Origin of the sequence: Oxalicibacterium solurbis (assembly GCF_014635845.1) — a bacterium.
In the GTDB taxonomy this organism is placed as follows: Bacteria; Pseudomonadota; Gammaproteobacteria; order Burkholderiales; family Burkholderiaceae_D; genus Oxalicibacterium; species Oxalicibacterium solurbis.
Map to the genome: position 1 here is coordinate 407,184 of NZ_BMDP01000003.1, position 21,316 is coordinate 428,499.

Below are 21,316 nucleotides of genomic sequence, written 5' to 3' on the forward strand. Positions count from 1 at the left end.
GCTGTGACGGCACCCTGCCGTCATGACGAAAGGTCAGCCATGAAAAAGTTCAAAAAACTTCTTGGCGCGGTATGTGTGCTGGCTTCGGTATTGCTCGTACTGGAAGGATGCAGCAGCGGGTACGCCAGCTATCCGCAGGATACAAATTCAGGCGCTTCTGGTGTGCAGGTATATGGCGAAGTGGATGCGGGTGTATATCACGGTAGCCGTTGATTGCCTGCCACTGTTTGCCTGGAAGTTGTACGAAAACTGACCGCCGGGTCGATGCGATTCCTGTTGCCAGCTCAACTGCCGGACTTGTGAAAAGTCAGGCACCTGCCTTGATCAAACGCCGTAATCCCATCAAACCCAGTAGCGGGCCGGGTAGCAACAGCCACGCTACGGTGCTGCCCCAGTTTTCGACGATTCCTGCACCGATCTGAATCGAAACCATCGAAATCGCAAAGCCGATCGCGTTCTGGAATGCCAGTGCGCTGCCGACCATTTCCGGTGGACAGGCTTTGGCCGATAGCGCCGAAAAATGCGGGGAATCGGCAACCACGCTGATTCCCCAGGCAAGCAGCAACAAAATCTTTGCCGACATTCCCCAAGTGCCGCTCAAGGGAAAAAGCGCGCAACACAGGGCAGACGTGGCAAGTGCTGCCGCCGCAACGCGCGCACTGCCTATCCGTTTGCTCCACAAACCGCCGGCCATGCATCCGATGGCACCTGCTGCAGTCACGACAAACGACCAACCCGATAGTGCCGCAGTCGATTGCGAGGCAACGCCAGAGACGATGATGAACGTCGGCACCAGCGTCCAGAACGCATACAGCTCCCACATATGGCCGAAGTATCCGAGAGCGGCAGCGCGGAAATTCGGAATCGCAAATATCGAGAGCAGGCGGCGTATGTCGAGCGATCCTGCTCCTGCAGCTCGTACTAGATGCGGGCCGTCACCCAGCCGCCAGATCATCGCCGCTGCAATCAATGCCAGTGCGGAAGAAACTAGCATGCTCGGTTGCCATGGCCAGCTTGCGCCGACGGCACGCACGCCGTAAGGCAAGGCCACGCCGATCGTCTGCATGCCGATCAGCTGTGATAACGCATTGCCCGCCCTATCCGGCACCCAGCTGACGATCAGCTTCATGCTGAGCGGATAGATGCCGGCCAGGCAGATGCCGATGGCAAAGCGCAATGGCAGTCCGGCCTGCAAGCCGTGCGCGCCAAAGGCAAACATGGCATTCAATATGGCGCCCGATACGGCACAAACGGCGAAGATCCGGCTTGCCGCAAAACGGTCGGCGAGTCCGGAGAGCGAAAACGTCAGCGTGCCGATGATGAATCCGAGCTGGACGGCGTTAGTCAGCAAGCCGATGTCGGCAGCGGTCAAATGCCAGGCATGCATCAGGTCGCCGGCTGCGCCATTGGCGGCAAACCATAATGAGGTGCCGAACAGTTGGGCGAGAATGATCGAAAAGACGGGAGGCATTTCGTCGCGGGCGGCAAGTATTGCCTTGCATCATACACACAGGCAAGTCGGCCTGCGTCGGCCGGCAACAAAGGTCAAATGGCAGTAATCTGGCTGTTGGTTAGCTGTCCTTCGTTACAGGAACAAGATCGTGCTGCAGATGCAGCGGGAGAAACACCATGCCAGACAAGCCAGTCAGAATTCCCGGACCGGATCATCCGATTACGATCACACCTGATCCGGCACACATCATCGTCATCGTTGCAGACCGTGTCATTGCCGACACGCGCGCAGCGCTTACCTTGCAGGAAGCGTCATATCCCGCCGTACATTACATTCCGCGCGAAGACGTCGACATGGCGCAACTGCAGCGCACCGACCACGCAACGTATTGTCCGTACAAGGGCGATGCCAGTTACTACAGCATCCCTGCCGGCGGCGCGCGCTCTGGCAACGCAGTGTGGAGTTATGAATCGCCGCACGAGGCAGTAGCAAAAATCGCGGGCTATCTTGCCTTCTATCCGGATCGCGTCGATGCGATCCGGGTCGATGGCTGATACGACGCGCCCCTCGCCTCGTCGATCAGAATTTGCCCGACAACAGTGCGCCAGCATTCGGCGCGACGGTTTGCAAGCCGAGCTCTTCCAGCATCTGGTAAGTCGTGCAGACAGCGGCCGATACGACCGGTAGGCCAATCCTGTCCTGCACCGGCTGGATCGATGACAGCGATGGCATCTGCACGCAGGCCGATAGTACGACGGCATCGCAATTGGCGACGTTGAGGCGTTTTGAGATCTCGATCAGTGCGTTCGGATCGCGTGCGCCGACTTCCAGGTTGTCCGGTATTTCCAGCGAAATGCAGTCCAGCACTTCGAACCCTTCGTGCTCGATGTAATCGACGACCAACTCCGTCAGCGGCTTCATGTAGGGGGCCACGATTGCAATTTTTTTTGCGCCAATCTTGCCGAGTCCGTGAACCAGCGCCCCGGCGCTGGTCACCACCGGTGCCGGGCCGTCATTCTCTAGGGTACGTTGATGCAGGCGCGCCGACGATACGCGGTGATAACCACGCCCCATGCTCATGATGGCAACCAGGCAGGCGTAGCCGAGCACGTCCACGCGTGCGTCCGACAGCTCCAGCGCGCAGCGATCCGAGTCGCCGTCCATGGCGGCCAGTTCTTCCTTCGTCACGCGTTTCATGCGCATGCGGCTGGAGTGGAAGGTAAAGCGCTCCGGTGCAATCGCTTCCCGCGCGCGCAGTATGGCGGGAATTTCCGTTTCCATCGTGGTGTTGCTGCTCGGGACAATTTGCCCGATGCGATAAGTCTTCATGCGGCGCTCCTGTTGTGGTTGATGCTGCGGTGCCGACGATGCAATTGCTAGGCGGCTTGATTGGAAATGCGCGACAGCGACGCGATCAGGTCGGTAAACCTGTGGCCCTGGATCATGATGTGATCGCGCAGCAGTTCGCCGGCGGCGTCGCTGCGGCCTTCGATGATCGCCTGGACCACCGCGTCATGTTCGGAAAACGATTTGTCGATGCGGCCATGCACGCGCAGCTGCAGCCGGCGGTAGGGGCGCAGGCGCCGGTGCAGCGTGCGCGCCTGCTCGATCAGGAAGGCATTGTGGCTGCCGGCGTAAATGCATTGATGGAAAGTCTCGCCGCGATAGAAATACTCGTCCGGGTCGGGTGCGTTGCGCGCTTCTTCGCAGGCATGGTGGGCGGCCAGCAGCGCCGCATGATCGGCCGGCGACATGCGGCGCGCCGCGAGCCGGGCGCACATCGCCTCGATTTCCGACATGACTTCGAACATCTCGATCAGTTTCTGCGGACTGATTTCCGCCACGATCGCGCCGCGTCGTGGCCGCATGACGATGATCCCCATCGATGCGAGCTGGATCAGCGCTTCGCGGATCGGTGTACGCGAAACGCCGAACTGCGTTGCCAGTTCGGTTTCATCCAGGTGCTGGCCGGGCGCCAGCTTGCCGACGGCGATCATTTCCTCGATGGCTTCGCGCAGCAGTTCAGAGCGTTTTTTCATGTGGAGCAGCTTCTTCGCGAATAAAACGACCGGCTAATCAATATGCAGGGCGGATTATATTTAATTCTTGACTGTGTATTTGTTAAATGTATTCTTGTATACACAAAAAGAAAAGCAGATGTTATGTTGCGCATGCGAACGGTGTGACTCGCCGGCCTTCCCGTCATGGGATTTTCCGGTTTGCCTGTCAGTGAAGCAGGGTTCGTCGGGCGTGCATCGAGTCTTGCGGACGGGCCGCAAGCCGGAATCTTTCAAACAAGAATTGCATAAGGAGACACAACATGAGAAGGATTTTCCTGAAGTCGGCATTATCTTCCATCCTGGCCGGCGCTCTCGCCGTCGGGTTTTCCAGCGCGGCATTCGCCGCACCGAAAGTCATCAAGATTTCGCATCAGTTCCCGGGCGGCGACGGCCCCGAAGCCGATTTCCGTCATCGCCTGGCCGTGAAGTTCGCGCAAGAGGTTGAAAAGCGTACGAACGGCGAACTGAAATTCCAGATCTATCCGTCCGCATCGTTGGTCAAGCCGACCGGCCAGTTTTCCGCGATGCAGACCGGCGCACTCGACATGACGGTGCTGCCGCTCGCCTACGAGGGCGGCAAGATCCCTGAAACCAATCTCGGTCTGATGCCGGCACTAGTCACCAGCTATGAGCAGGGGCTGCGCTGGAAAACGGCGCCGATCGGCAAAGCGCTGAGCGATGTGGTGGAAGGCAAAGGCGTCAAGATCATTACGTGGGTGTGGCAGGCTGGCGGCGTGGCATCGAAGGAGAAAGCCATTGTCGAGCCGAGCGATGCGAAAGGCATCAAGATTCGTGGCGGCAGCAAGGACATGGACCTGATGCTGAAAGGTGCCGGCGGCTCGATTACCAACATTCCTTCATCCGAAATCTACAACGCGATGCAGACCGGCGTGCTGGACGCAGCCGTCACATCGAGCACGTCGCTGCTGAGCTTCCGTCTGTATGAAGTGGCGAAGCACGTGACGACTGCGCGCAAGAATACGTTCTGGTTCATGTTCGAACCGCTGTTGATGGCCAAGAGCACCTATGACAGCCTGACGCCGGCACAGCAGAAGATCGTGACGGAAGTCGGCGCGGATCTGGAAAAGTTCGCGATGGAAGAGTCGAAGAAGGACGACGTGCGACTCGGCGAAGTTTATGCAAAGAACGGCGCGCAGGCATCCGACATGGATGATGCCGCTTTCGCAAAATGGCGTGAACTGGCTAAGCAGACCTCATGGAAGAACTTCGCGGAAAAAGTGAAGAACGGCCAGCAACTGCTCGACATGGCGCAAGCGGTCAAGTAATTCGTCTGATCGAAAATGCCTGCAGCCTGAGGGTTGCAGGCATTTTTCCAGGAATGTCCTTATGAACAAATTGATCCAAGTTTTCGGCGGTGGACTGCGCTGCTTCAATCGGTGGATGGCGATTATTGCTGCCATGCTGATCGTGATCGCGGCGGTGGCGCTCGTCTATGAAGTCATCACGCGTTATTACGTGAAAATCGCCAATGACTGGATGATCGAGTTTTGCGTCTATCTGCTGATTGCGGCCACCTTTCTGGCGGCGGCGTATACGCAGGCGGAACGCGGCCATGTCGGCATTGAAGTACTGGATGAAGTGATGTCCCCCAAATGGAACCGTATCCGCCTGATGATCGGCGATGCGCTGTCGGCCGTCGTGGTCTTCGTGGTGGCGCACAATGCATGGCATTACAGCTGGGATGCATACCAGCAAGGGTGGACAACCAGTTCGACATGGGCGCCGCCACTGTGGATTCCCTATTTTCTGATGGCGTTCGGCTTGAGCACGACGGGATTGCAGATGATCGTGCAGATCCTGGAAACACTGGCAGTGCGCGGCGCGCACGAAAAGCCGCAGAATCTGACGGGAGCCTGAGATGGGAACGCTAGAAATTGGCCTGTTGTATCTGGGCGTGACGCTGATCCTGCTGTTTTCCGGCATGCCGATCGCGTTTGCGCTGGGAGCCAGCGCATTGGGCTTCATGTATTTCTTCATGCCGGCGATGAATCTGGAATTGCTGGCAGAAACGTTGTACGGCGAACTCGATAACTTCACCCTGCTGACGATTCCGCTATTCATCATCATGGGGGCGGCGATCGGCAAGACGCGGGCGGCGGTCGATCTTTATGAATCGGCCTACCGCTGGATGCACAAGATGCCGGGTTCGCTCGGGGTGGCGAACGTGATCGGCTGCACGGTATTTGCCGCCCTGTGCGGTTCCAGTCCCGCAACCTGCGCGGCTATCGGCGGCATGGGCATTCCGGAAATGCGCAAGCGCGGTTACTCCGATGCGCTGTCAACCGGCCTGATCGCTGCCGGCGGCACGCTCGGCATCCTGATTCCGCCGTCGATCACGCTGATCATCTATGGATTGATTACCGAACAGTCGATCGGCAAGCTTTTCCTGGCGGGCGTGATCCCCGGCCTGCTGCTGGCGTTACTGTTTGCCGCCTATGTGGTCTACAGCGCAACCAGGCAGATTCGTCGCGCCGATGCAGCTGTGGCGGCGGGCGAGACCGATGCCGTCATCGCACCGATGGCCGAAACCTACAGCTGGCGCGAGCGTTTGGAGGTGCTGCCGCGGCTGCTGCCTTTCGTGATCCTGATTGTGGTCATCATGTATGCGATGTACGGCGGCCTCGGCACGCCGTCGGAAATCGCCGGCATCGGCGCCTTCGGTGCAATGCTGTTGGTGGCGCTCGTCTACAAGTGCTATCGCTGGATGGATGTGCGCGCGATTTTCCTCGGTGCGGCGAAAGAGTCGTGCATGATCATGATGATCATCGCGATGGCGTTTCTCTTCACCTATGTGATGAGTTACCTGCGCATCACGCAAAGCGCGGCGGAATGGATGGCCGCGCTCGAGATGTCGAAGTGGGCGTATCTGTTCTGGGTCAATGTGCTGCTGCTGGTGCTGGGTTGCTTCCTGCCGCCGGTGGCTATCATTTTGATGGTGACGCCGATGATCCTGCCGGGCATCATCGCCAACGGTTTCGATCCAATCTGGTTCGGTATCGTGCTGACGATCAACATGGAGCTTGGCCTGATCACACCGCCGGTCGGCCTGAACCTGTTCGTCATCAAGGGCATCTCGCCGGAAACGCGCAACAGCGAAATCCTGCGTGGCGTGATTCCATTCATTCTGATCATGATTGGTTTCATTGCGCTGCTCGCGGTCTTTCCGGAGATCGTTACCTGGCTTCCCAATAAAATCGGATCGTGATGAAACAGTGGAATACGCTTGCCGATAACCGCCGCCAGAGAATGGCGCGCGGCCTCGCCGTGACCGATCGCATTGTCGATCCGGCGAAGATCGTCGCCTTGCTCGAAGCGGTAGTTGAATCGGGCGACCGCGTCTGCCTGGAAGGCAACAATCAGAAGCAGGCGGATTTTCTGGCAAGTGCGTTATGCAAGGTCAATCCAGCGCGCGTGCACGATTTGCACATGCTGCAGTCGGTGCTCGCCTTGCCCGAACATCTGGATGTGTTCGACAAGGGCATCGCATCGAAGCTCGATTTTTCGTTCTCCGGCCCGCAGGCAGGACAACTGGCGCGGCTGGTCGCGGCAGGCAAGATCAACATCGGCGCGATCCACACTTATCTCGAACTGTTCGGCCGCTACTTCATCGACTTGACGCCACGCGTGGCGCTGGTGGCTGCGCAGGCGGCCGACCGCGACGGCAATCTGTACACCGGACCGAATACCGAAGACACGCCGCCGATTGTCGAAGCGACCGCATTCAAGAGCGGCATCGTGATTGCGCAGGTCAATGAAATCGTCGACGTGTTGCCACGCATCGACGTGCCGGCCGGCTGGGTCGATTTCGTTGTGCAGGCGCCGACGCCGCATTACATCGAGCCGCTGTTCACGCGCGATCCTGCGCAGATCTCCGAAGTGCAGGTGCTGATGGCCATGATGGCGATCAAGGGCATCTATGCCGAATACGGCGTCGAGCGCATCAATCACGGCATCGGCTTCGATACCGCGGCGATCGAACTGATCCTGCCGACTTACGCCGAATCGCTCGGCCTGAAAGGCAAGATCGGACGCCACTGGGCGCTCAATCCGCATCCGGCGCTGATCCCGGCGATCGAGGCCGGTTTTGTCGAATCCGTGCATTCCTTCGGTTCGGAACTGGGCATGGAACGTTACATCGAGGCGCGCTCCGATGTCTTCTTTACTGGCCGTGACGGCTCGATGCGCAGCAATCGCGCGATGTGCCAGACCGCTGGCATGTACGCCTGCGACATGTTCATCGGCTCGACGCTGCAGATCGACTTGCAGGGCAATTCATCGACGGCGACGCTGGGCCGCATCTCCGGTTTCGGCGGCGCGCCGAACATGGGATCGGATGCGCGCGGGCGCCGTCATACCAGCGATGCATGGTTGAAGGCGGGTGAACAGGCGCGTCATGGCGATCGCATTCCGCGCGGCCGCAAGCTGGTGGTGCAGACGGTGGAAACCTTTCGTGAACACATGGAGCCGGCGTTCGTTGAACGGCTCGATGCATGGCAACTGGCGGAACAGGCGAAGCTGGCGATTCCGCCGGTCATGATCTACGGCGACGATGTCACGCATATCCTGACCGAAGAAGGCATCGCCAATCTGCTGCTGTGCCGCACCGATGAAGAACGCGAACAGGCGATCCGCGGCGTGGCCGGTTATACGCAGGTCGGCATGGCGCGTGACAAGCGCATGGTGGAAAACCTGCGCGATCGCGGCATCGTCGTGCGCGCCGAAGACCTCGGCATCGACAAGCGCATGGCTACGCGCGATCTGCTGGCGGCAAAAAACATGAAAGACCTGGTGCGCGCATCGGGCGGCCTGTACACGCCGCCGAAGCGCTTCCGCAACTGGTGAGGCACGCATATGGAAACACTGCATTTTCGTCTGGAAAACGGTTGCACACGCATGCCAGCGCAGGCGCATCTGATCGGTGTGGTCAGCTCGGGCAATCTCGAAGTGCTGATCGAATCGACGGAGCTGAACGGCGGATGCGAAGTCGAAGTGAATACCGCCGCAGTCGGCTTCGGCGCAATCTGGCAGGCAGTGATCGACGACTTTCATGCACGCTGGTCGCTGGCGAATGTGCGCATCGCGATCAACGATGTGGGTGCCACGCCGGCGGTCGTCAGCCTGCGGCTGGACCAGGCTGTCGAATCGTTGCAGGGAGCATCGGCATGAACAGTTATCTTGAAGCGAATGCGCGCCAGCGCATGCACCAGTTGCTCGACGCCGGTTCGTTTACGGAATTCCTGCCGCCGGCACAGCGCATTGTCAGCCCGCATCTGGCGCAACTCGATACGCCGTTCTCGTTCGACGATGGCGTGACGATCGGTAGCGGCACGCTCAACGGCAGCAAGGTGATGGCCGCTGCGCAGGAAGGCGGTTTCATGGGCGGCGCGGTCGGCGAGGTGCATGGTGCCAAGCTGGTCGGCCTGCTCAAGCGCGCCATTGCCGATCGGGTGGACGGCGTGATCCTGATGCTGGAAACCGGTGGTGTGCGCCTGCACGAAGCGAATGCGGGGCTGATTGCCGTTTCCGAAGTAATGCGCGCCGTGCTCGATGCGCGTGCAGCCGACATCCCGGTGATCGTGCTGATCGGCGGTGCCAACGGTTGTTTCGGCGGCATGGGCATCGTTGCCTGTTGCGCCAATGCGATTGTGATGTCGGAAGAAGGCCGGCTGGCGATGTCGGGGCCGGAGGTGATCGAAACGGCGCACGGCGTCGAGGAATTCGACGCCAGCGACCGCGCGCTGGTCTGGCGCACATCCGGCGGCAAGCATCGCTATCTGCTGGCCGACTGCGATGCCATCGTGCCGGACGACATAGCGGCTTTTCGTCGCGCGGCAATCGATGCGCTGGCACAGTGCAGGCGGGCGCCGTCGGAAGTGACGCTGGAAGCGCTGCAGCGCGAACATGCCATGCTCGAACGGCGGCTGACGGCATTCGGCGAATTGAGCGAACCGATGGATATCTGGTCGGCGCTCGGCGTGGTCGATCCCGATCGCCTGCCGATGCTGGAGGCGTCGGCATTCGTGCAGCAGACGCAAGCGTTGCGCGCGGGAGAACGATGATGGAATGGCAGGCGCTGGCAGTACAACTTTTCCCGCAAGGGCACGATATCGTCGAACGCGATCATTTTCTCAGCGGCAGCGGCACCGTCGGCGAGAGGACCGTGACGGTGATCGGCACCACCGGCCACACGCCGATCGGCGTGGAGATCGCCATGGCGCAGGCCGCCGCCATCCTGCAGACGATGCGCGATCATCCGGGCCGGCCATTGGTCATCCTGATCGATACACAGGGCCAGCGGTTACGGCATCGCGACGAAATGCTGGGCATCAATCATTACATGGCGCATCTGGGCAAATGCATCGATGTGGCGCGGCGACGCGGACATCCGGTGATCGGGCTGGTCTACGATCAGGCGCTGTCGGGCGGCTTCATCACCAGCGGACTGATGGCCGACGCCTGCTACGCATTGCCCGATGCGGAAATCCGCGTCATGGGCTTGCCGGCGATGGCGCGCATCACCAAGGTGCCGGAAGAAAGATTGGTCGAACTGGCCAAAAGCAATCCGGTCTTTGCACCCGGCGCGATCAACTACCTGAACATGGGTGGCGTGGAAGCGATCTGGGAAGGCGATCTGGCGGCATGCCTGATGCAGGCATTGCAGCAGGACGACAAGGCGGATCGCCGTAGCGCGCGCGGGCTGGCGCGCGGCGGCCGCAAGCTGGCGCTGCCGGTGGCGCAGGCAGTGATGGCAGCGGGCGATGTTCAAGCGGCATGACAGAATCTGGCTGAACGCGGCGGGCTGGCAAGCGGCATGTTCGCAGGCTCCCGGCCATGCCAGTGTTTTTGCGCGCTGGGAAGAAAATGACTGGCCGGTCATTGTGCGCAGGAACGAAGGCGCACAGGAGTCCGGCACACTTTGTCTGGGCTTGCCATTGCCGCCCGATGCGGCCGGCAACAAGTTGCGCATCGGCTTCGTCGTCAATGTTGCCGATATCGCGCGTCACGCGATGCCGCTCGTCATCGATGAAGCAATACCGTCGCTACCGGCGCCATGGCGGGAGCGATTTGCGGATTTGTCCGGAGCAGCTGCCCGCGGTCGCTTGTCTTTTCATGTTTACGGCTCGGCCGCCATGCAGTCGCTGACCTCGCTTCCCTATCTGTCTGCGTCGTCCGACATCGACCTGCTGTTTTATCCTCGCGATCGCAACCAGCTTGATGAAGGGCTGCAGTTGCTGCGCCTTTACGCAAAGCATCTACCGCTGGACGGCGAGATCGTGTTTCCATCGGGGCGCGCCGTGGCATGGAAGGAATGGGCGGATGCGTCGGCCCGGCCGGATGCGATGCGCATCCTCGCCAAAAGCATGCAGGCGGTGAACCTGAGCACATGCACTTCGCTGCTGGCCGAACTGGAATGAGTGCCGTGGAACGAAACGATCCGCTTTCATCCTCCTTCGCTGGCCGTGCCGACGGCTTGCCGTTGCACACATCATCCCTGCAGTGCATCCGGCATATAGATATCGCCCGGCTGGCCATACGCAGTCTGCATGCCGAGCTGGTGCTGTATCCGAAGCCGGGCCTGGTATCGCCATGGGACAACGGCAGCCACGACGACATGGACGCGGCGTTGTTCATGCGCAGCCTGTTTTCGTTGCGTCATTACTTCACCAGGATTGCGCGTGCCGGTGCAGAAGCTGTGCCGTTCGCTGTATTGCGCCATCACGGGATCGAAGCGGAACGCACGATGCTGGCGGCGACGCGCGGCATCAACACGCATCGCGGCGCGATATTCGCGCTGGGCCTGCTGTGTGCCGCAGCCGGGTATTGCCGGCTGCATGGGTGGCCGTTTTCGACAACGATGTTGCGTCATGCATTGACGACCCAATGGGGTGTCGCGCTGGTCGCGCACTCGGCGGCACCGATGTACGGCTCGCACGGCCAGCACGCCGCGATGCGTTTTGCGGTCGGCGGTGCGCGCGAAGAGGCAGCTGCGGGATTTCCCTCGCTGTTTGACGTCGCGTTGCCGCAGCTGCGCCGTTCGCTGGCGAGCGGGCGCGCTGTAGAGGAAGCGCAGATCGACACATTCTTCAGCCTGATGGCGCATATCGACGACACGAATATCTATACGCGCGGCGGCGTGGAGGGCGCGGCATTGATGCGCAGCAGTGCGCAGCAGTTCCTGTCGCGCGGCGGCACCGCACATCCGGACTGGCGCGCTGCCGCGCACGATTGCCACCGGCAGTTCGTCGCGAGGCGACTGTCGCCCGGCGGGGCGGCCGATCTGTTCGCGGCAACGTGGTTCGTGCATCAGCTGGAACAAGCAGAACAGGCGGCGCAAGTGTCGGTCATGGGCGGCACCGATGGCTGACCGTATCGCATTGCTCTGTTCGGGACAGGCAGGGCAGCATGCCGGCATGTTCGATCTCGCGCGCAGCGATCCGCATGTGGCGCAGTTGCTGCAGAGCTGGCCGCTGGAAGAAGTGTGTGGCCGCCCGTTGCAGGAGATGCTGGCCGACGAGTCCGGGCTGTTTGACAATCTGGTCGCGCAACCCTTGGTGATCGCGGCGGCGCTGTCGACGTGGGAAGCGATCCGGCATAGCCTGCCGCCCCCGGCGCTGGTGGCCGGTTACAGCATCGGCGAACTGGCATCGTGGTCGGTGGCCGGGGCGCTGGCGCCAGAGCAAACGATACGTCTGGCGGCGACCCGCGCCAGATTGCTGCAAGCCTGCGTCATGCCGGATCGGCCGCAGACCATGCTGGCGATTTCGTTCGCGCAGGCCCGGATGCCGCTGGCGGATCTGGCGCCCCTGCTGCAGTCGCACGGTTTTCATACAGCCATCGAAGTCGATGCCGACAGCATCATTGCCGGTGGTCTGCTAGATCAGGCGGATGCGCTGGAAGCGGTGGTCGTTTCCGGCGGCGGCAAGGTAACGCGTCTGCCGATCCAGATTGCATCGCATACGCCGTGGATGCATGAAGCCGTGGTCCCGTTCGAAAAAGCGGTGGCCGACAGTGGCATGCACGCTCCGGCTTGTGCCGTGCTGGCCGGCATTTCGGGTGCGCGCCTGCATGATGCCGCCGCTGCGCCGGCTGTGCTGGCGCGCCAGCTGGCGGAGCCGATTCGCTGGCATGCCGTCATGGACGGCATCAACGAAGCCGGTACGACGCTGGCCATTGAACTGGGCCCTGGTTCTGCCTTGTCCAGAATGTTGAAATCGCGTCATCCACACATCCATTGCCGGGCTGTTGCCGAATTCAGAACGCTGGCCGGCGTCAAAAGGTGGGTGGAACAGCATCTGGACTGAGTTTCGCGCCGTCGAGAACGCTGGCTGCCATCATGCCGGAACGCAAGAAAACGACGAACGTCTTCCCCTCCTGGCGTGTCGCATCTTTCCGACATCCGCGCGTTGCACAGGTTGCCGGACCCCTGCCATCTGATAAAATGAGAACAATTCGCATTTGCAATAGATGATCCGTTATTCGGGGAGTAGCTGCAAATGCCGTTCGCGGTTCATCGTTACGTTCGTTTCCCGAAGTCGTCTCGTGCAATCAAACTACTCAGGTTCCTCGTCGCTAATGGCTGCGCTGGTTCGTCACTATGATGAACTGGTAGACCACGTGCGCCGCCGATTCGGCGACAAGGGATTTGCGACGGAAGTGATGCATGACGTTTGCGTGCAAATACTGGAACGTCCGCCGCGCGACGACATCAAGACGCCGCAGGCATTTCTGCGCCATGTATCCACGCAGTTGGCGATCGATCGTTATCGCACGGAGAAATTGCGTGCCAACGTGCTGACGATCATGGAGGAAGTGCCGGAAACCCGCTCGGTTTTTCCGGCGCACATGTCGGAGGCCGAACTGACCGTGGCCTTCCAGCAAAAGGAACAGGCACTACTGGAAGCGGTACGCGCATTGCCCGAATGCTGCCGCGACGTCTTCATCCTGCACAAGCTGTATCACCTGTCGCAAGCCGAAGTGGCGGCCAAGCTCGGCATTTCCCGCGGCATGGTGGCGCGCCACATGGCGCGTGCTGTGGTCGGGCTGGCGCCGGTGATGAACGCGTCATGACCCGCATGCCACCTGCCATTACCGATCATCCGGAGTCTGCACGGCAGCAGAATACAGTCTCGGGTAACACCATGACACTGGACGACGATGCGCTGATGTTGTTCGAGGATGGCTTGCGCGCAAATTTGCCAGGAGTCGACGATATTGTCCGACGTGCTGCAGAGCGCAAGCACAAGAAGCGTGCGATAGCGTCCGTTGCAATCGTTGCACTTGCAGGTGTGCTGTTCTGGCTGGATCCCTCATACAAGAGCGAACAGGTGGCGACCGCCATCGGCGAGCGCAGCACGTGGACGCTGGAAGACGGCAGTGAAGTTTCATTGAATACCGCTTCCGTATTGCGTGTCGAATACCACTTGCGCTCGCGGCATCTGTACCTGACGCAGGGCGAGGCACTGTTCAAGGTCGAGCATTCGCGCTGGCGTTCGTTCTGGGTCTACGCGAACCAGACACGGGTTGAAGATATCGGCACCGTATTCAACGTGCGCAATACGGAACGCGGCGCGCAGGTCACGGTGCTGGAAGGCAGCGTTCAGGTCTCGACAGAAAATGAGCCGGCTGCCGTGCGTCTGCTGCAAACCGGCCAGTCGGTTGAAACCGATGGCAATCACGTGAATGAAACGGCGCAAATCGATGCGAACGCCATTGCCGCCTGGCATGACGGCAAACTGCATTTCGACAATACGCCACTGGCAGCGGTCGTCGCCGAACTGCAGCGTTACCGGCAGGCGCCGGTGCGTTTGTCGTCGGCATTGGCGGATCTGCGCATTACCGGCCAGTTCGATATCGACCGTATCGACCAACTGCTGTCGATGCTGCCCACGCTCGCATCGGTGAATGTACGCCGTGAAGCGGACGGTAGCGTGGCGATCGTGCCGCGCAATGAAGAAAAGCGCGCCGGCGGCGCAAGCTGATTCCTGGTGCGATGACATGCCGTCATCGCTTTCCCCGCAAGTGCTTGCGAGTCTTGCAATGCATTTTCAAAAAAATTTCGTGCGACAGGTGTACATCGGCGCAGGCTGATTCGGCATCTTCCATATAAGTCTTTTTTAAATGGGAGATGTGATGAACAAGTTTCAGCGAAAGCTGACCGCAGTCGCAGTCGGCATGATGCTGTCGGCATCGGTGCTGGCACAAACCGGCCCGGTTGATCTGGATATAGCGCCGCAACCGCTCGGGCAGGCATTGAATGCGCTGGCCCGCCAGTCGGGAGCGCAAATCGTGTTTGTCAGCGAGGTAACAGTTGGCAAGTCGGCACCGGCGATCAAGGGCAAGATGACGGTACGCGAGGCGCTGGACCGTTTGCTGGAGGATTCCGGCTTGCGTATCCAGGCGTCGGATGAGCGTACGTTCGCCGTCGTTCCTGCCGGCACGGCTGCTGCCGGTGAAAGTGTATTGCCGGTGGTGAATGTTTCGGCAACGACGGGCGATTTGCCGTCAGCTTATGCAGGTGGCCAAGTGGCGCGTGGCGGCAATGTGGGCATGTTGGGAAATACCAATTTCATGGACACGCCCTTCAATCAGACAAGCTATACGTCCAAAGCCATCGAAGACCAGCAGGCGCGCAGCTTGTCGGACTTGCTGATTGACGATCCTTCAGTGCGTCTTTCGAGTGCACGCACCAATATCAACGAAGATTTTTCCATTCGCGGTTTTACTGTTGCGAGCCAGGACGTTGCACTCAACGGCATGTATGGTTTGATGCCGTATTTTCGAGTTCCGGTGGAAATGGCGGAGCGCGTGGAAGTGTTGAAAGGCCCATCGGCTCTGCTCAACGGCATGCCGACAAGCGGCAATGTCGGTGGCGCAATCAATGTTGTACCGAAGCGCGCGCATGATGAACCGTTGACACGTGTTACTGCCAATTACGTATCGGACTCGATTGGTGGTGGTCAGGTCGACATTGGCCGGCGATTCGGCGAGCGCAAGGAATTCGGCGTGCGTTTCAATGGCGCTTATCGTGATGGCGATACGGCGATCGACAAGCAGCAGCAGGAAGATCAGGTGTACGCGCTGGCCTTAGACTATCGCGGTGAGCGACTACGGACTTCACTGGATTTGATTTATCAGAAGCAGGATATCGATCGCGTTGTGCGTCAATTTCAAGTAAATAGTGGATTGACTGCCATGCCGAAAGTGCCGGACTCCGACTTGAACTATCCAGGTTATGGCCGCTCTGAGACCACCGACAAGACGATTGTTGCACGGGCAGAATACGATGTAACGGATGACGTGACCATCTACGGCGGCGTGGGGAATCGCAGGCATAGCATGGACGCGCTCGCCGGCAATCCGGAGTTGCTGGACACTGCGGGCAATTTCAATTCGGCCCCGGCCTGGCAATTGTTTGACGTAAAAGACGAATCCTATGAGGCCGGTGCAAATGTGCGGTTCAATACCGGATCGATCAAACACAAGCTGGCCTTGAATTACTCCCGCGTCGAGCAGAATCAGGACATCTACATGACGTTCTTTGCTCCGCGTAATTCGAATTTGTATGCGCCCATATACAGCGATACACCCAGTGTGGCGGGGTTGAATCCACAAAAGCTGCCATATATCGAAACCACTCTAACCAGTTATGCCTTGGCCGACACGTTGTCGTTCATGGATGACAAGGTCAAGCTTACGCTTGGCGCTCGTCATCAGAATGTGGAACAGCAGAATTATGAATTTGGTACGGGAGTGCCAGGACAACCATATGACAAATCTGCAGTTACGCCAGTCGTGGGTGTCGTTGTACAACCATCCGATGGCTTATCGCTGTATGCAAACTATATCGAGGGGTTGTCCCCGGGGGCAATTGCACCCATAGGAACGACTAACGCGGGCACCATCTTCTCGCCATACAAAACGAAACAGTATGAAGTCGGCACCAAGCTCGACTGGGGCCGTTTCGCAACAACTGTGAGCGTATTCCAGATCGAACGTCCTAGTGCAACCACGTTCAACAATGTGTTTTCGGTGAACGGCGAACAGCGTAATCGTGGTGTCGAGTTGAATGTCTTTGGTGAAGTTGCCAAGCATGTTCGCCTGATCGGTGGCGCTGCTTATACGCAAGGCAAGCTCACGCGCGCAGCGGGCGGTGTCAATGAAGGAAATGACGCAGTAGCCGTTCCTCGTTGGCAAGCAAATCTGGGCATCGATTGGGACAATGTCTTTACACCGGGGCTCGGGCTGAATGCGCGCGTCGTGTATACCGGCGACCAATATGTTGATTCGGCAAACAATCTGGAGATCCCTTCATGGACGCGCTTCGATGTTGGTGCGCGATATCAAACGCGCATTGGTTCCAAGCCGGTGACGTTCCGCGCCAATATTGAAAACGTGTTCGATAAAGATTATTGGGCTTCATCCAATGCCGGCTATTTGTATGTCGGTGCGCCGCGCACTTTCCTGCTTTCGGCAACAGTGGACTTCTAATTGCGCATTCGCTTCAGTCCGTCGTGTCGGCATCTGCCGGCCGGCGGATATGTCATTAGTGACAAAGGATATTTATGAGCAAGCAATCATCCATACGTACCTGGTCATGGATACATAAGTGGAGCAGCCTGATTTGCACGCTGTTCCTGCTGATGCTTTGCATCACCGGATTGCCGTTGATCTTCCATGAAGAAATCGACCACCTGACAGGCGAACCGGAAGCGCCTGTCATGCCTGCCGGCACACCTCGCCAGAGCCTGGATCGCATTACCGAGGCGGCGCGTGCGCATTATCCGGATCAGGTCATCCAGTTCCTGTCGTGGGATCAGGAGGAGCATCCTCACATGATTTTCGTCGGCATGAACAAATCGCTGCAGGCTTCTCCGGATACGCGCAAGGCGCTCATCTATGACGGTCGCACCGCGCAACTGCTCGATACGCCGAACGATCAGGAAGGATTCATGTACGTGATGCTGAAACTGCATACGGACATGTTTGCCGGTTTGCCGGGCAAGCTCTTTCTTGGCGTGATGGGTTTGCTGTTTGTGATCGCGATCGTGTCCGGCGTTGTCTTGTACAGCCCGTTCATGCGCAAACTGGAATTCGGAACCATCCGAAAATCGCGCTCGCCAAGATTGAAGTGGCTGGATATGCACAACCTGCTGGGCATCGTGGCACTGGTCTGGACGATGGTGGTGGGCCTGACTGGCGTGATCAACACACTGAGCGACGTGGTGCTCTATGCTTGGCAGAACGGCCAGCTTGCCGAAATGGTGGCGCCGTATAAGAACATGGCACCGTTGCAGGAGCAGGGTTCAACGGAAAATGCAGTGCGTGTGGCGGAAAAGGCTGCGCCGCATATGGAATCCTCTTTCGTTGCCTTTCCTGGCACCGTGTTTACCAGCCAGCATCACTATGCCGTTTTCATGAAAGGCAATACGCCGTTGACGTCGCGCCTGTTGATGCCGGCTCTGGTCGATGCGGAAACCGGCAAGCTGACCGATATGCGTGAGATGCCGTGGTACGTGCAGACGTTGTTCCTGTCGCAGCCGCTGCACTTCGGCGATTACGGTGGCCTGCCGCTGAAGATCTTGTGGACATTCCTGGACATTGCAACCATCGTCATTCTCGGAAGCGGACTTTATCTATGGTTGCGCCGCCGTCAGGTCATCGCGGAACTGCCGGAGGCGGAATCGATTGGCCTGATTGATGACAAGGCAGCAGTGCCGGGCGCGGCAAAAGAAACAGGACAAGAATCAGCATCAGGAACGGTGCAAGAGGCAATACAGGGAGCGGCACGATGAACAACACAGATCGAAACGACGCATCTCGTCCAATCAGCATCTGGCGCTGGCCGCTGATATTGGGCATTGCCAGTGCAGTCGGCCTGCTCAGCGCACTGATTGGCGACGATGTCTACGACGTGCTGTCGTGGTGTCTGCTGGCGCTGCCGCTGATCATGATCGTGCGTGCGATGCGATCGGCGCAGTGAAGAATCAGGGCTTGCTCTTCTCTCTTCTGAACCACGCCGATATCTTCGGCCAGAAAATGGCAAGCCCGATACCCAGTACGAACAGGAAGATGGCCGCGACCATTTTCACGATCGGGTAATTCAAGGCATCGTTTGCCACCAGCCAGCTGGCAACGACGCCGCCTGCCGTCAGCAGGACTCGAACGAACAGACTCAGTATGGCTTCCTCCATCCAATACGCTCGATGCCATTATAGGTAGCAGACGGGCGGTTGTCGGATTTTCGGCAAGGACGATCTTCATGGGTGCCCGTCCCGCGCTAAATCCGGAATTTACGCAGACGCATCTCTCTCTGCAAAGAGGGATTTTCTGACGATGGCGTGAATGCCGATATTGCCGTTGACGATCTGCGTCAGGCCGAAGTCGATGGCGACCGACATCAAAGAGACGGCTTCGTCTTCCGTCAGCCCTTTTGCGACCATCAGGAATTTGCGCGTCTTGCGGAAGGCATCGCGCATGGCGAGATCCAGCGTGCTTTTCTTGTAGACCTCGGATTGTGCGGTGGCGCCCAGTTCCGCAAGATAGTTGGGATAGCTGAAACCCAGGATGACCCATTCGTCCCGGGTTTCGATGAAGGGGAAATCCAGATCCTGGAACTGGCTGCTGCTTCCTTTCTTGTGCAACACGAGCTGGAATTCTCCGGTCAGCGAACATTCGATCGCCGTGCCGCAGATTTCGGAATCGCCCTGCGAGGCATGCGGATCGCCGACGGAGAAAAGTCCGCCGGCCACCTGCACGGGAAGAAATACGCTGGAGCCGGGGGCGGCGCGCCAGTTGTCGATATTGCCGCCGAAGGAACCCGGCGGTACGGAATCCACATTGCCTTCGAAATTGGGTGCCACTGCCATGACGCCGAAATGCGGCCTGACAGGAATGCGTACGCCCTTCAGGACATCCCGCTTTTTTTCGATCGTGGAATGATCGACCGGAATGCCGGGATAGTCGATCAGCTCGTGACGTACGCCGGAAGGGTCTACCTGCGGCGTCCAGCGGAAGCTGTACAGGGCGCGGGCGAACTTCTCGAAACCGGTTTCCTCGATCTCGTAAATCGTGATGACTTCGCGCTGCTTGGGCGCGGTGATCAGGTCGCGATAGTGATAGCCCCACCAGGTGGCAGCATTGCTGCCGTACGCTTTGCCTGGCACCGCCTGGCTTGGCCTGAATGCGACGTCGAGGATGCGCACCTCCAGAATGTCGTCCGGCTGCGCATCGCGAATCATGATGGGCCCGGTGCAGATATGCACGCCAAAACCCTCGCCGGGGCCTCTGCCGTAAACGGAGCCGTCGATCGGCCCCGCGCCGCGGCGATTGATCGCCTTGCCATCGTGATCCCAGCGGAAGATGTCTTCCGCATCGGGATCGCCCTTGATCATCAGCGCGTGATCGTCATAGGCATGCTGGGTGATCGTTTCTATGGTGAGAAAGTCACCGCTGTTGACGGTCAGGATCGGCTTTAAAGATTTGCAGAAATATCCCCAGTGAATCGTCTTTCTCGTCGCGGCGAGATGGTGGTGATTTTTTTTCTGTTGCCGCTTCTGTTTCGTTGATGCCAGCCGCAGCGTTGTGCCGATGGCGCCTTCGGAATGGAATTCGGCGAGTGCATCCCATTCCATATCTTCCTGGTCTTCCAACTTGAGAAAGGCCGGGCTGCCGCGATACGCATTCGACTGGGGTTTGGGCGCGGCACGCCATTCGCGCGGCGTCACGTTGTATTCCTGGCTGAATGCGCGGCTGAAGTTCGCAGCATCCGTGAAGCCCCATCTGTCGCAGATTTCCAGAATGGTCAGATGCGCCAGGGCCGGATCGCCCAGATCGATGCGGCAGCGCTCCAGCCTTCTTTTCTTCAGGTATTGCGTGAAGGTGGTGCCGATGGTCAGGAACAGTTTTTGAACGTAACGGGAGGAAATCTTTTCCGCTTCAGTTAGCTGTTGCAATGAAAACTCTGGCTCGGACAGATTGAGCTCGATGGTCTTGCAGACACGCTTCAACTGACTGAGCTGGGTGGAGCTGGATCGCTTGGCGTTGTTCAGCGCTTCGACCTGCGGCCCCTTGTGCTGGGCCAGTGTCGACAGCAGCAGGCTTTCCAGCGCCACTTCGATTTGCGACAGGTCTTCCGGCTGGATGTCGCCCAGGCTGCCGGAAATCGAATCGAGCAGCGCAAAAATGGCATTGGCTGTGCCGCTTCCTCTTTGGATGAGCGTGTGTCCTTCCGGGATGGAGCGGAGCAACCGCAGCAGCAGGCTGACACCTTTGAGACAGATAAAGGTGGCGTGGAAATCCGAGAGAAATTCAAGCTGCCAGTTCTGGGTGGGGTCGATGATCAGGACATGATTGGTATCGAACTGGCTGGCTTCGGCCGCCGTCCTGATATAGCCGCTTCCCGCGCGCAGCTGGACAACGAGGACGGCCTGGCCGCCCTGGTTGAGGTAATGGCGGATCAGCCCGCTATCAGGTGTGATGACCTGCGGCGTGGCATGGATTTCGGCATAAATCGATTGCAGCGTCGAGACGCATTTCCAGCCGTTGCTGCTGAGTTTTGCTTCCGTCTTTCCCTTCGGGCTGAACTTGAGCATCAGGTCGGCGAGAATTTCCGTCCACGCATCGCTGCGCAGCGCATTCGGTATGACGTCGGTATTGAATCGCCAGTTTTGCATGATGCTCAAATGAAGGTGCCGCTTGTCTGCGCAGGGCGGACAGGACGTTGTCGATACATTGTCGATATATCGCCGTCCGATTCGATGGCGATATGCCGGGATTTAAAATT

22 protein-coding genes are annotated in these 21,316 nt (G+C 58.9%); 17 read left to right on the forward strand and 5 right to left on the reverse strand.

Annotation, left to right across the window (positions count from 1 at the left end):
* Nucleotides 1-39 precede the first annotated feature (39 nt).
* Nucleotides 40-213 carry a hypothetical protein gene (locus IEV40_RS11875; protein ID WP_188421934.1) on the forward strand — a complete coding sequence of 58 codons (174 nt, stop codon included), beginning with the start codon at nucleotides 40-42 and terminating at the stop codon, nucleotides 211-213.
* A gap of 94 nt (nucleotides 214-307) precedes the next feature.
* Here IEV40_RS11875 and IEV40_RS11880 read toward each other — a convergent pair whose 3' ends face one another.
* Nucleotides 308-1,471, reverse strand: coding sequence for an MFS transporter (locus IEV40_RS11880; protein ID WP_188421936.1), 1,164 nt, complete (start codon nucleotides 1,469-1,471; stop codon nucleotides 308-310).
* A 158-nt stretch (nucleotides 1,472-1,629) separates the two neighbouring features.
* Between IEV40_RS11880 and IEV40_RS11885 the strand changes: the two genes are divergently transcribed.
* On the forward strand, nucleotides 1,630-2,007 hold the full coding sequence (locus IEV40_RS11885; protein ID WP_188421938.1) for a DUF427 domain-containing protein: 378 nt from the start codon (nucleotides 1,630-1,632) through the stop codon (nucleotides 2,005-2,007).
* Nucleotides 2,008-2,032: 25 nt separating this feature from the next.
* On the opposite strand, the gene IEV40_RS11890 is transcribed toward IEV40_RS11885, so the two are convergent.
* Both IEV40_RS11890 and IEV40_RS11895 read right to left on the reverse strand, forming a co-directional pair.
* On the reverse strand, nucleotides 2,033-2,782 hold the full coding sequence (locus tag IEV40_RS11890) for a maleate cis-trans isomerase family protein (protein ID WP_308632385.1): 750 nt from the start codon (nucleotides 2,780-2,782) through the stop codon (nucleotides 2,033-2,035).
* A gap of 47 nt (nucleotides 2,783-2,829) precedes the next feature.
* Nucleotides 2,830-3,492 carry a GntR family transcriptional regulator gene (locus tag IEV40_RS11895; RefSeq protein ID WP_188421941.1) on the reverse strand — a complete coding sequence of 221 codons (663 nt, stop codon included), beginning with the start codon at nucleotides 3,490-3,492 and terminating at the stop codon, nucleotides 2,830-2,832.
* A 281-nt stretch (nucleotides 3,493-3,773) separates the two neighbouring features.
* Between IEV40_RS11895 and dctP the strand changes: the two genes are divergently transcribed.
* The 15 genes from dctP (at nucleotide 3,774) to IEV40_RS11970 (ending at nucleotide 18,514) form a co-directional block, all read left to right on the forward strand.
* Complete coding sequence (gene dctP, locus IEV40_RS11900) at nucleotides 3,774-4,799, forward strand: TRAP transporter substrate-binding protein DctP (protein ID WP_188421944.1); 1,026 nt, start codon at nucleotides 3,774-3,776, stop codon at nucleotides 4,797-4,799.
* Between the two features lie 61 nt (nucleotides 4,800-4,860).
* Nucleotides 4,861-5,391 (forward strand): TRAP transporter small permease subunit, encoded by a 531-nt coding sequence (locus IEV40_RS11905; RefSeq protein WP_188421946.1) that lies wholly within the window; start codon nucleotides 4,861-4,863, stop codon nucleotides 5,389-5,391.
* 1 nt (nucleotide 5,392) lies between these two features.
* The gene (locus IEV40_RS11910) at nucleotides 5,393-6,739 is read left to right on the forward strand and encodes a TRAP transporter large permease (protein ID WP_188421948.1); all 1,347 of its coding nucleotides are present in this window, start codon (nucleotides 5,393-5,395) and stop codon (nucleotides 6,737-6,739) included.
* Complete coding sequence (mdcA, locus tag IEV40_RS11915) at nucleotides 6,739-8,376, forward strand: malonate decarboxylase subunit alpha (protein WP_188421950.1); 1,638 nt, start codon at nucleotides 6,739-6,741, stop codon at nucleotides 8,374-8,376. Before IEV40_RS11910 ends, mdcA begins: the two co-directional genes overlap by 1 nt.
* 9 nt (nucleotides 8,377-8,385) lie before the next feature.
* Complete coding sequence (mdcC, locus tag IEV40_RS11920; protein WP_188421952.1) at nucleotides 8,386-8,700, forward strand: malonate decarboxylase acyl carrier protein; 315 nt, start codon at nucleotides 8,386-8,388, stop codon at nucleotides 8,698-8,700.
* Nucleotides 8,697-9,593 carry a biotin-independent malonate decarboxylase subunit beta gene (locus IEV40_RS11925; RefSeq protein ID WP_188421954.1) on the forward strand — a complete coding sequence of 299 codons (897 nt, stop codon included), beginning with the start codon at nucleotides 8,697-8,699 and terminating at the stop codon, nucleotides 9,591-9,593. The genes mdcC and IEV40_RS11925 overlap by 4 nt, the downstream gene beginning before the upstream one ends.
* Nucleotides 9,593-10,309: a biotin-independent malonate decarboxylase subunit gamma gene (gene mdcE / locus IEV40_RS11930; RefSeq protein ID WP_188422409.1), complete on the forward strand. Its 717-nt coding sequence runs from the start codon at nucleotides 9,593-9,595 to the stop codon at nucleotides 10,307-10,309. The genes IEV40_RS11925 and mdcE overlap by 1 nt, the downstream gene beginning before the upstream one ends.
* Entirely contained in the window at nucleotides 10,293-10,949 is a 657-nt protein-coding gene (gene mdcG / locus IEV40_RS11935; protein WP_188421956.1) for a malonate decarboxylase holo-[acyl-carrier-protein] synthase, read from the forward strand. Before mdcE ends, mdcG begins: the two co-directional genes overlap by 17 nt.
* A complete protein-coding gene (gene mdcB, locus IEV40_RS11940) occupies nucleotides 10,946-11,899 on the forward strand; it encodes a triphosphoribosyl-dephospho-CoA synthase MdcB (protein WP_188421958.1) in 954 nt (317 codons plus the stop codon). The genes mdcG and mdcB overlap by 4 nt, the downstream gene beginning before the upstream one ends.
* On the forward strand, nucleotides 11,892-12,836 hold the full coding sequence (locus IEV40_RS11945) for an ACP S-malonyltransferase (RefSeq protein ID WP_188421960.1): 945 nt from the start codon (nucleotides 11,892-11,894) through the stop codon (nucleotides 12,834-12,836). The genes mdcB and IEV40_RS11945 overlap by 8 nt, the downstream gene beginning before the upstream one ends.
* A 271-nt stretch (nucleotides 12,837-13,107) precedes the next feature.
* Nucleotides 13,108-13,602: an RNA polymerase sigma factor gene (locus tag IEV40_RS11950; protein WP_229724087.1), complete on the forward strand. Its 495-nt coding sequence runs from the start codon at nucleotides 13,108-13,110 to the stop codon at nucleotides 13,600-13,602.
* Nucleotides 13,599-14,513 carry a FecR family protein gene (locus IEV40_RS11955; RefSeq protein WP_188421965.1) on the forward strand — a complete coding sequence of 305 codons (915 nt, stop codon included), beginning with the start codon at nucleotides 13,599-13,601 and terminating at the stop codon, nucleotides 14,511-14,513. The genes IEV40_RS11950 and IEV40_RS11955 overlap by 4 nt, the downstream gene beginning before the upstream one ends.
* A 151-nt stretch (nucleotides 14,514-14,664) precedes the next feature.
* Nucleotides 14,665-17,022, forward strand: a complete 2,358-nt coding sequence (locus tag IEV40_RS11960; RefSeq protein WP_229724088.1) for a TonB-dependent receptor — start codon at nucleotides 14,665-14,667, stop codon at nucleotides 17,020-17,022.
* A 74-nt stretch (nucleotides 17,023-17,096) separates the two neighbouring features.
* Complete coding sequence (locus IEV40_RS11965; protein ID WP_188421969.1) at nucleotides 17,097-18,326, forward strand: PepSY-associated TM helix domain-containing protein; 1,230 nt, start codon at nucleotides 17,097-17,099, stop codon at nucleotides 18,324-18,326.
* Nucleotides 18,323-18,514 (forward strand): hypothetical protein, encoded by a 192-nt coding sequence (locus tag IEV40_RS11970; RefSeq protein WP_188421971.1) that lies wholly within the window; start codon nucleotides 18,323-18,325, stop codon nucleotides 18,512-18,514. The genes IEV40_RS11965 and IEV40_RS11970 overlap by 4 nt, the downstream gene beginning before the upstream one ends.
* 4 nt (nucleotides 18,515-18,518) lie before the next feature.
* Here IEV40_RS11970 and IEV40_RS11975 read toward each other — a convergent pair whose 3' ends face one another.
* Nucleotides 18,519-18,725 (reverse strand): hypothetical protein, encoded by a 207-nt coding sequence (locus tag IEV40_RS11975; RefSeq protein WP_229724089.1) that lies wholly within the window; start codon nucleotides 18,723-18,725, stop codon nucleotides 18,519-18,521.
* 99 nt (nucleotides 18,726-18,824) lie between these two features.
* Nucleotides 18,825-21,206: an acetamidase/formamidase family protein gene (locus tag IEV40_RS11980; protein WP_188421973.1), complete on the reverse strand. Its 2,382-nt coding sequence runs from the start codon at nucleotides 21,204-21,206 to the stop codon at nucleotides 18,825-18,827.
* Nucleotides 21,207-21,316 lie beyond the last annotated feature (110 nt).

What these genes read in the sequence shown, in the direction of transcription:
- IEV40_RS11960 (WP_229724088.1), top strand. Translation starts at nt 14,665, where the DNA reads ATGAACAAGTTTCAGCGAAAGCTGACCGCAGTCGCAGTCGGCATGATG.
- IEV40_RS11945 (WP_188421960.1), top strand. Translation starts at nt 11,892, where the DNA reads ATGGCTGACCGTATCGCATTGCTCTGTTCGGGACAGGCAGGGCAGCAT.
- IEV40_RS11905 (WP_188421946.1), top strand. Translation starts at nt 4,861, where the DNA reads ATGAACAAATTGATCCAAGTTTTCGGCGGTGGACTGCGCTGCTTCAAT.
- mdcG (WP_188421956.1), top strand. Translation starts at nt 10,293, where the DNA reads ATGTTCAAGCGGCATGACAGAATCTGGCTGAACGCGGCGGGCTGGCAA.
- IEV40_RS11890 (WP_308632385.1), bottom strand. Translation starts at nt 2,782, where the DNA reads ATGAAGACTTATCGCATCGGGCAAATTGTCCCGAGCAGCAACACCACG.
- mdcA (WP_188421950.1), top strand. Translation starts at nt 6,739, where the DNA reads ATGAAACAGTGGAATACGCTTGCCGATAACCGCCGCCAGAGAATGGCG.
- IEV40_RS11955 (WP_188421965.1), top strand. Translation starts at nt 13,599, where the DNA reads ATGACCCGCATGCCACCTGCCATTACCGATCATCCGGAGTCTGCACGG.
- IEV40_RS11885 (WP_188421938.1), top strand. Translation starts at nt 1,630, where the DNA reads ATGCCAGACAAGCCAGTCAGAATTCCCGGACCGGATCATCCGATTACG.
- dctP (WP_188421944.1), top strand. Translation starts at nt 3,774, where the DNA reads ATGAGAAGGATTTTCCTGAAGTCGGCATTATCTTCCATCCTGGCCGGC.
- IEV40_RS11925 (WP_188421954.1), top strand. Translation starts at nt 8,697, where the DNA reads ATGAACAGTTATCTTGAAGCGAATGCGCGCCAGCGCATGCACCAGTTG.
- IEV40_RS11975 (WP_229724089.1), bottom strand. Translation starts at nt 18,725, where the DNA reads ATGGAGGAAGCCATACTGAGTCTGTTCGTTCGAGTCCTGCTGACGGCA.
- IEV40_RS11875 (WP_188421934.1), top strand. Translation starts at nt 40, where the DNA reads ATGAAAAAGTTCAAAAAACTTCTTGGCGCGGTATGTGTGCTGGCTTCG.
- IEV40_RS11895 (WP_188421941.1), bottom strand. Translation starts at nt 3,492, where the DNA reads ATGAAAAAACGCTCTGAACTGCTGCGCGAAGCCATCGAGGAAATGATC.
- IEV40_RS11965 (WP_188421969.1), top strand. Translation starts at nt 17,097, where the DNA reads ATGAGCAAGCAATCATCCATACGTACCTGGTCATGGATACATAAGTGG.
- IEV40_RS11950 (WP_229724087.1), top strand. Translation starts at nt 13,108, where the DNA reads ATGGCTGCGCTGGTTCGTCACTATGATGAACTGGTAGACCACGTGCGC.
- IEV40_RS11970 (WP_188421971.1), top strand. Translation starts at nt 18,323, where the DNA reads ATGAACAACACAGATCGAAACGACGCATCTCGTCCAATCAGCATCTGG.
- IEV40_RS11880 (WP_188421936.1), bottom strand. Translation starts at nt 1,471, where the DNA reads ATGCCTCCCGTCTTTTCGATCATTCTCGCCCAACTGTTCGGCACCTCA.
- mdcE (WP_188422409.1), top strand. Translation starts at nt 9,593, where the DNA reads ATGGAATGGCAGGCGCTGGCAGTACAACTTTTCCCGCAAGGGCACGAT.
- IEV40_RS11910 (WP_188421948.1), top strand. Translation starts at nt 5,393, where the DNA reads ATGGGAACGCTAGAAATTGGCCTGTTGTATCTGGGCGTGACGCTGATC.
- mdcB (WP_188421958.1), top strand. Translation starts at nt 10,946, where the DNA reads ATGAGTGCCGTGGAACGAAACGATCCGCTTTCATCCTCCTTCGCTGGC.
- mdcC (WP_188421952.1), top strand. Translation starts at nt 8,386, where the DNA reads ATGGAAACACTGCATTTTCGTCTGGAAAACGGTTGCACACGCATGCCA.
- IEV40_RS11980 (WP_188421973.1), bottom strand. Translation starts at nt 21,206, where the DNA reads ATGCAAAACTGGCGATTCAATACCGACGTCATACCGAATGCGCTGCGC.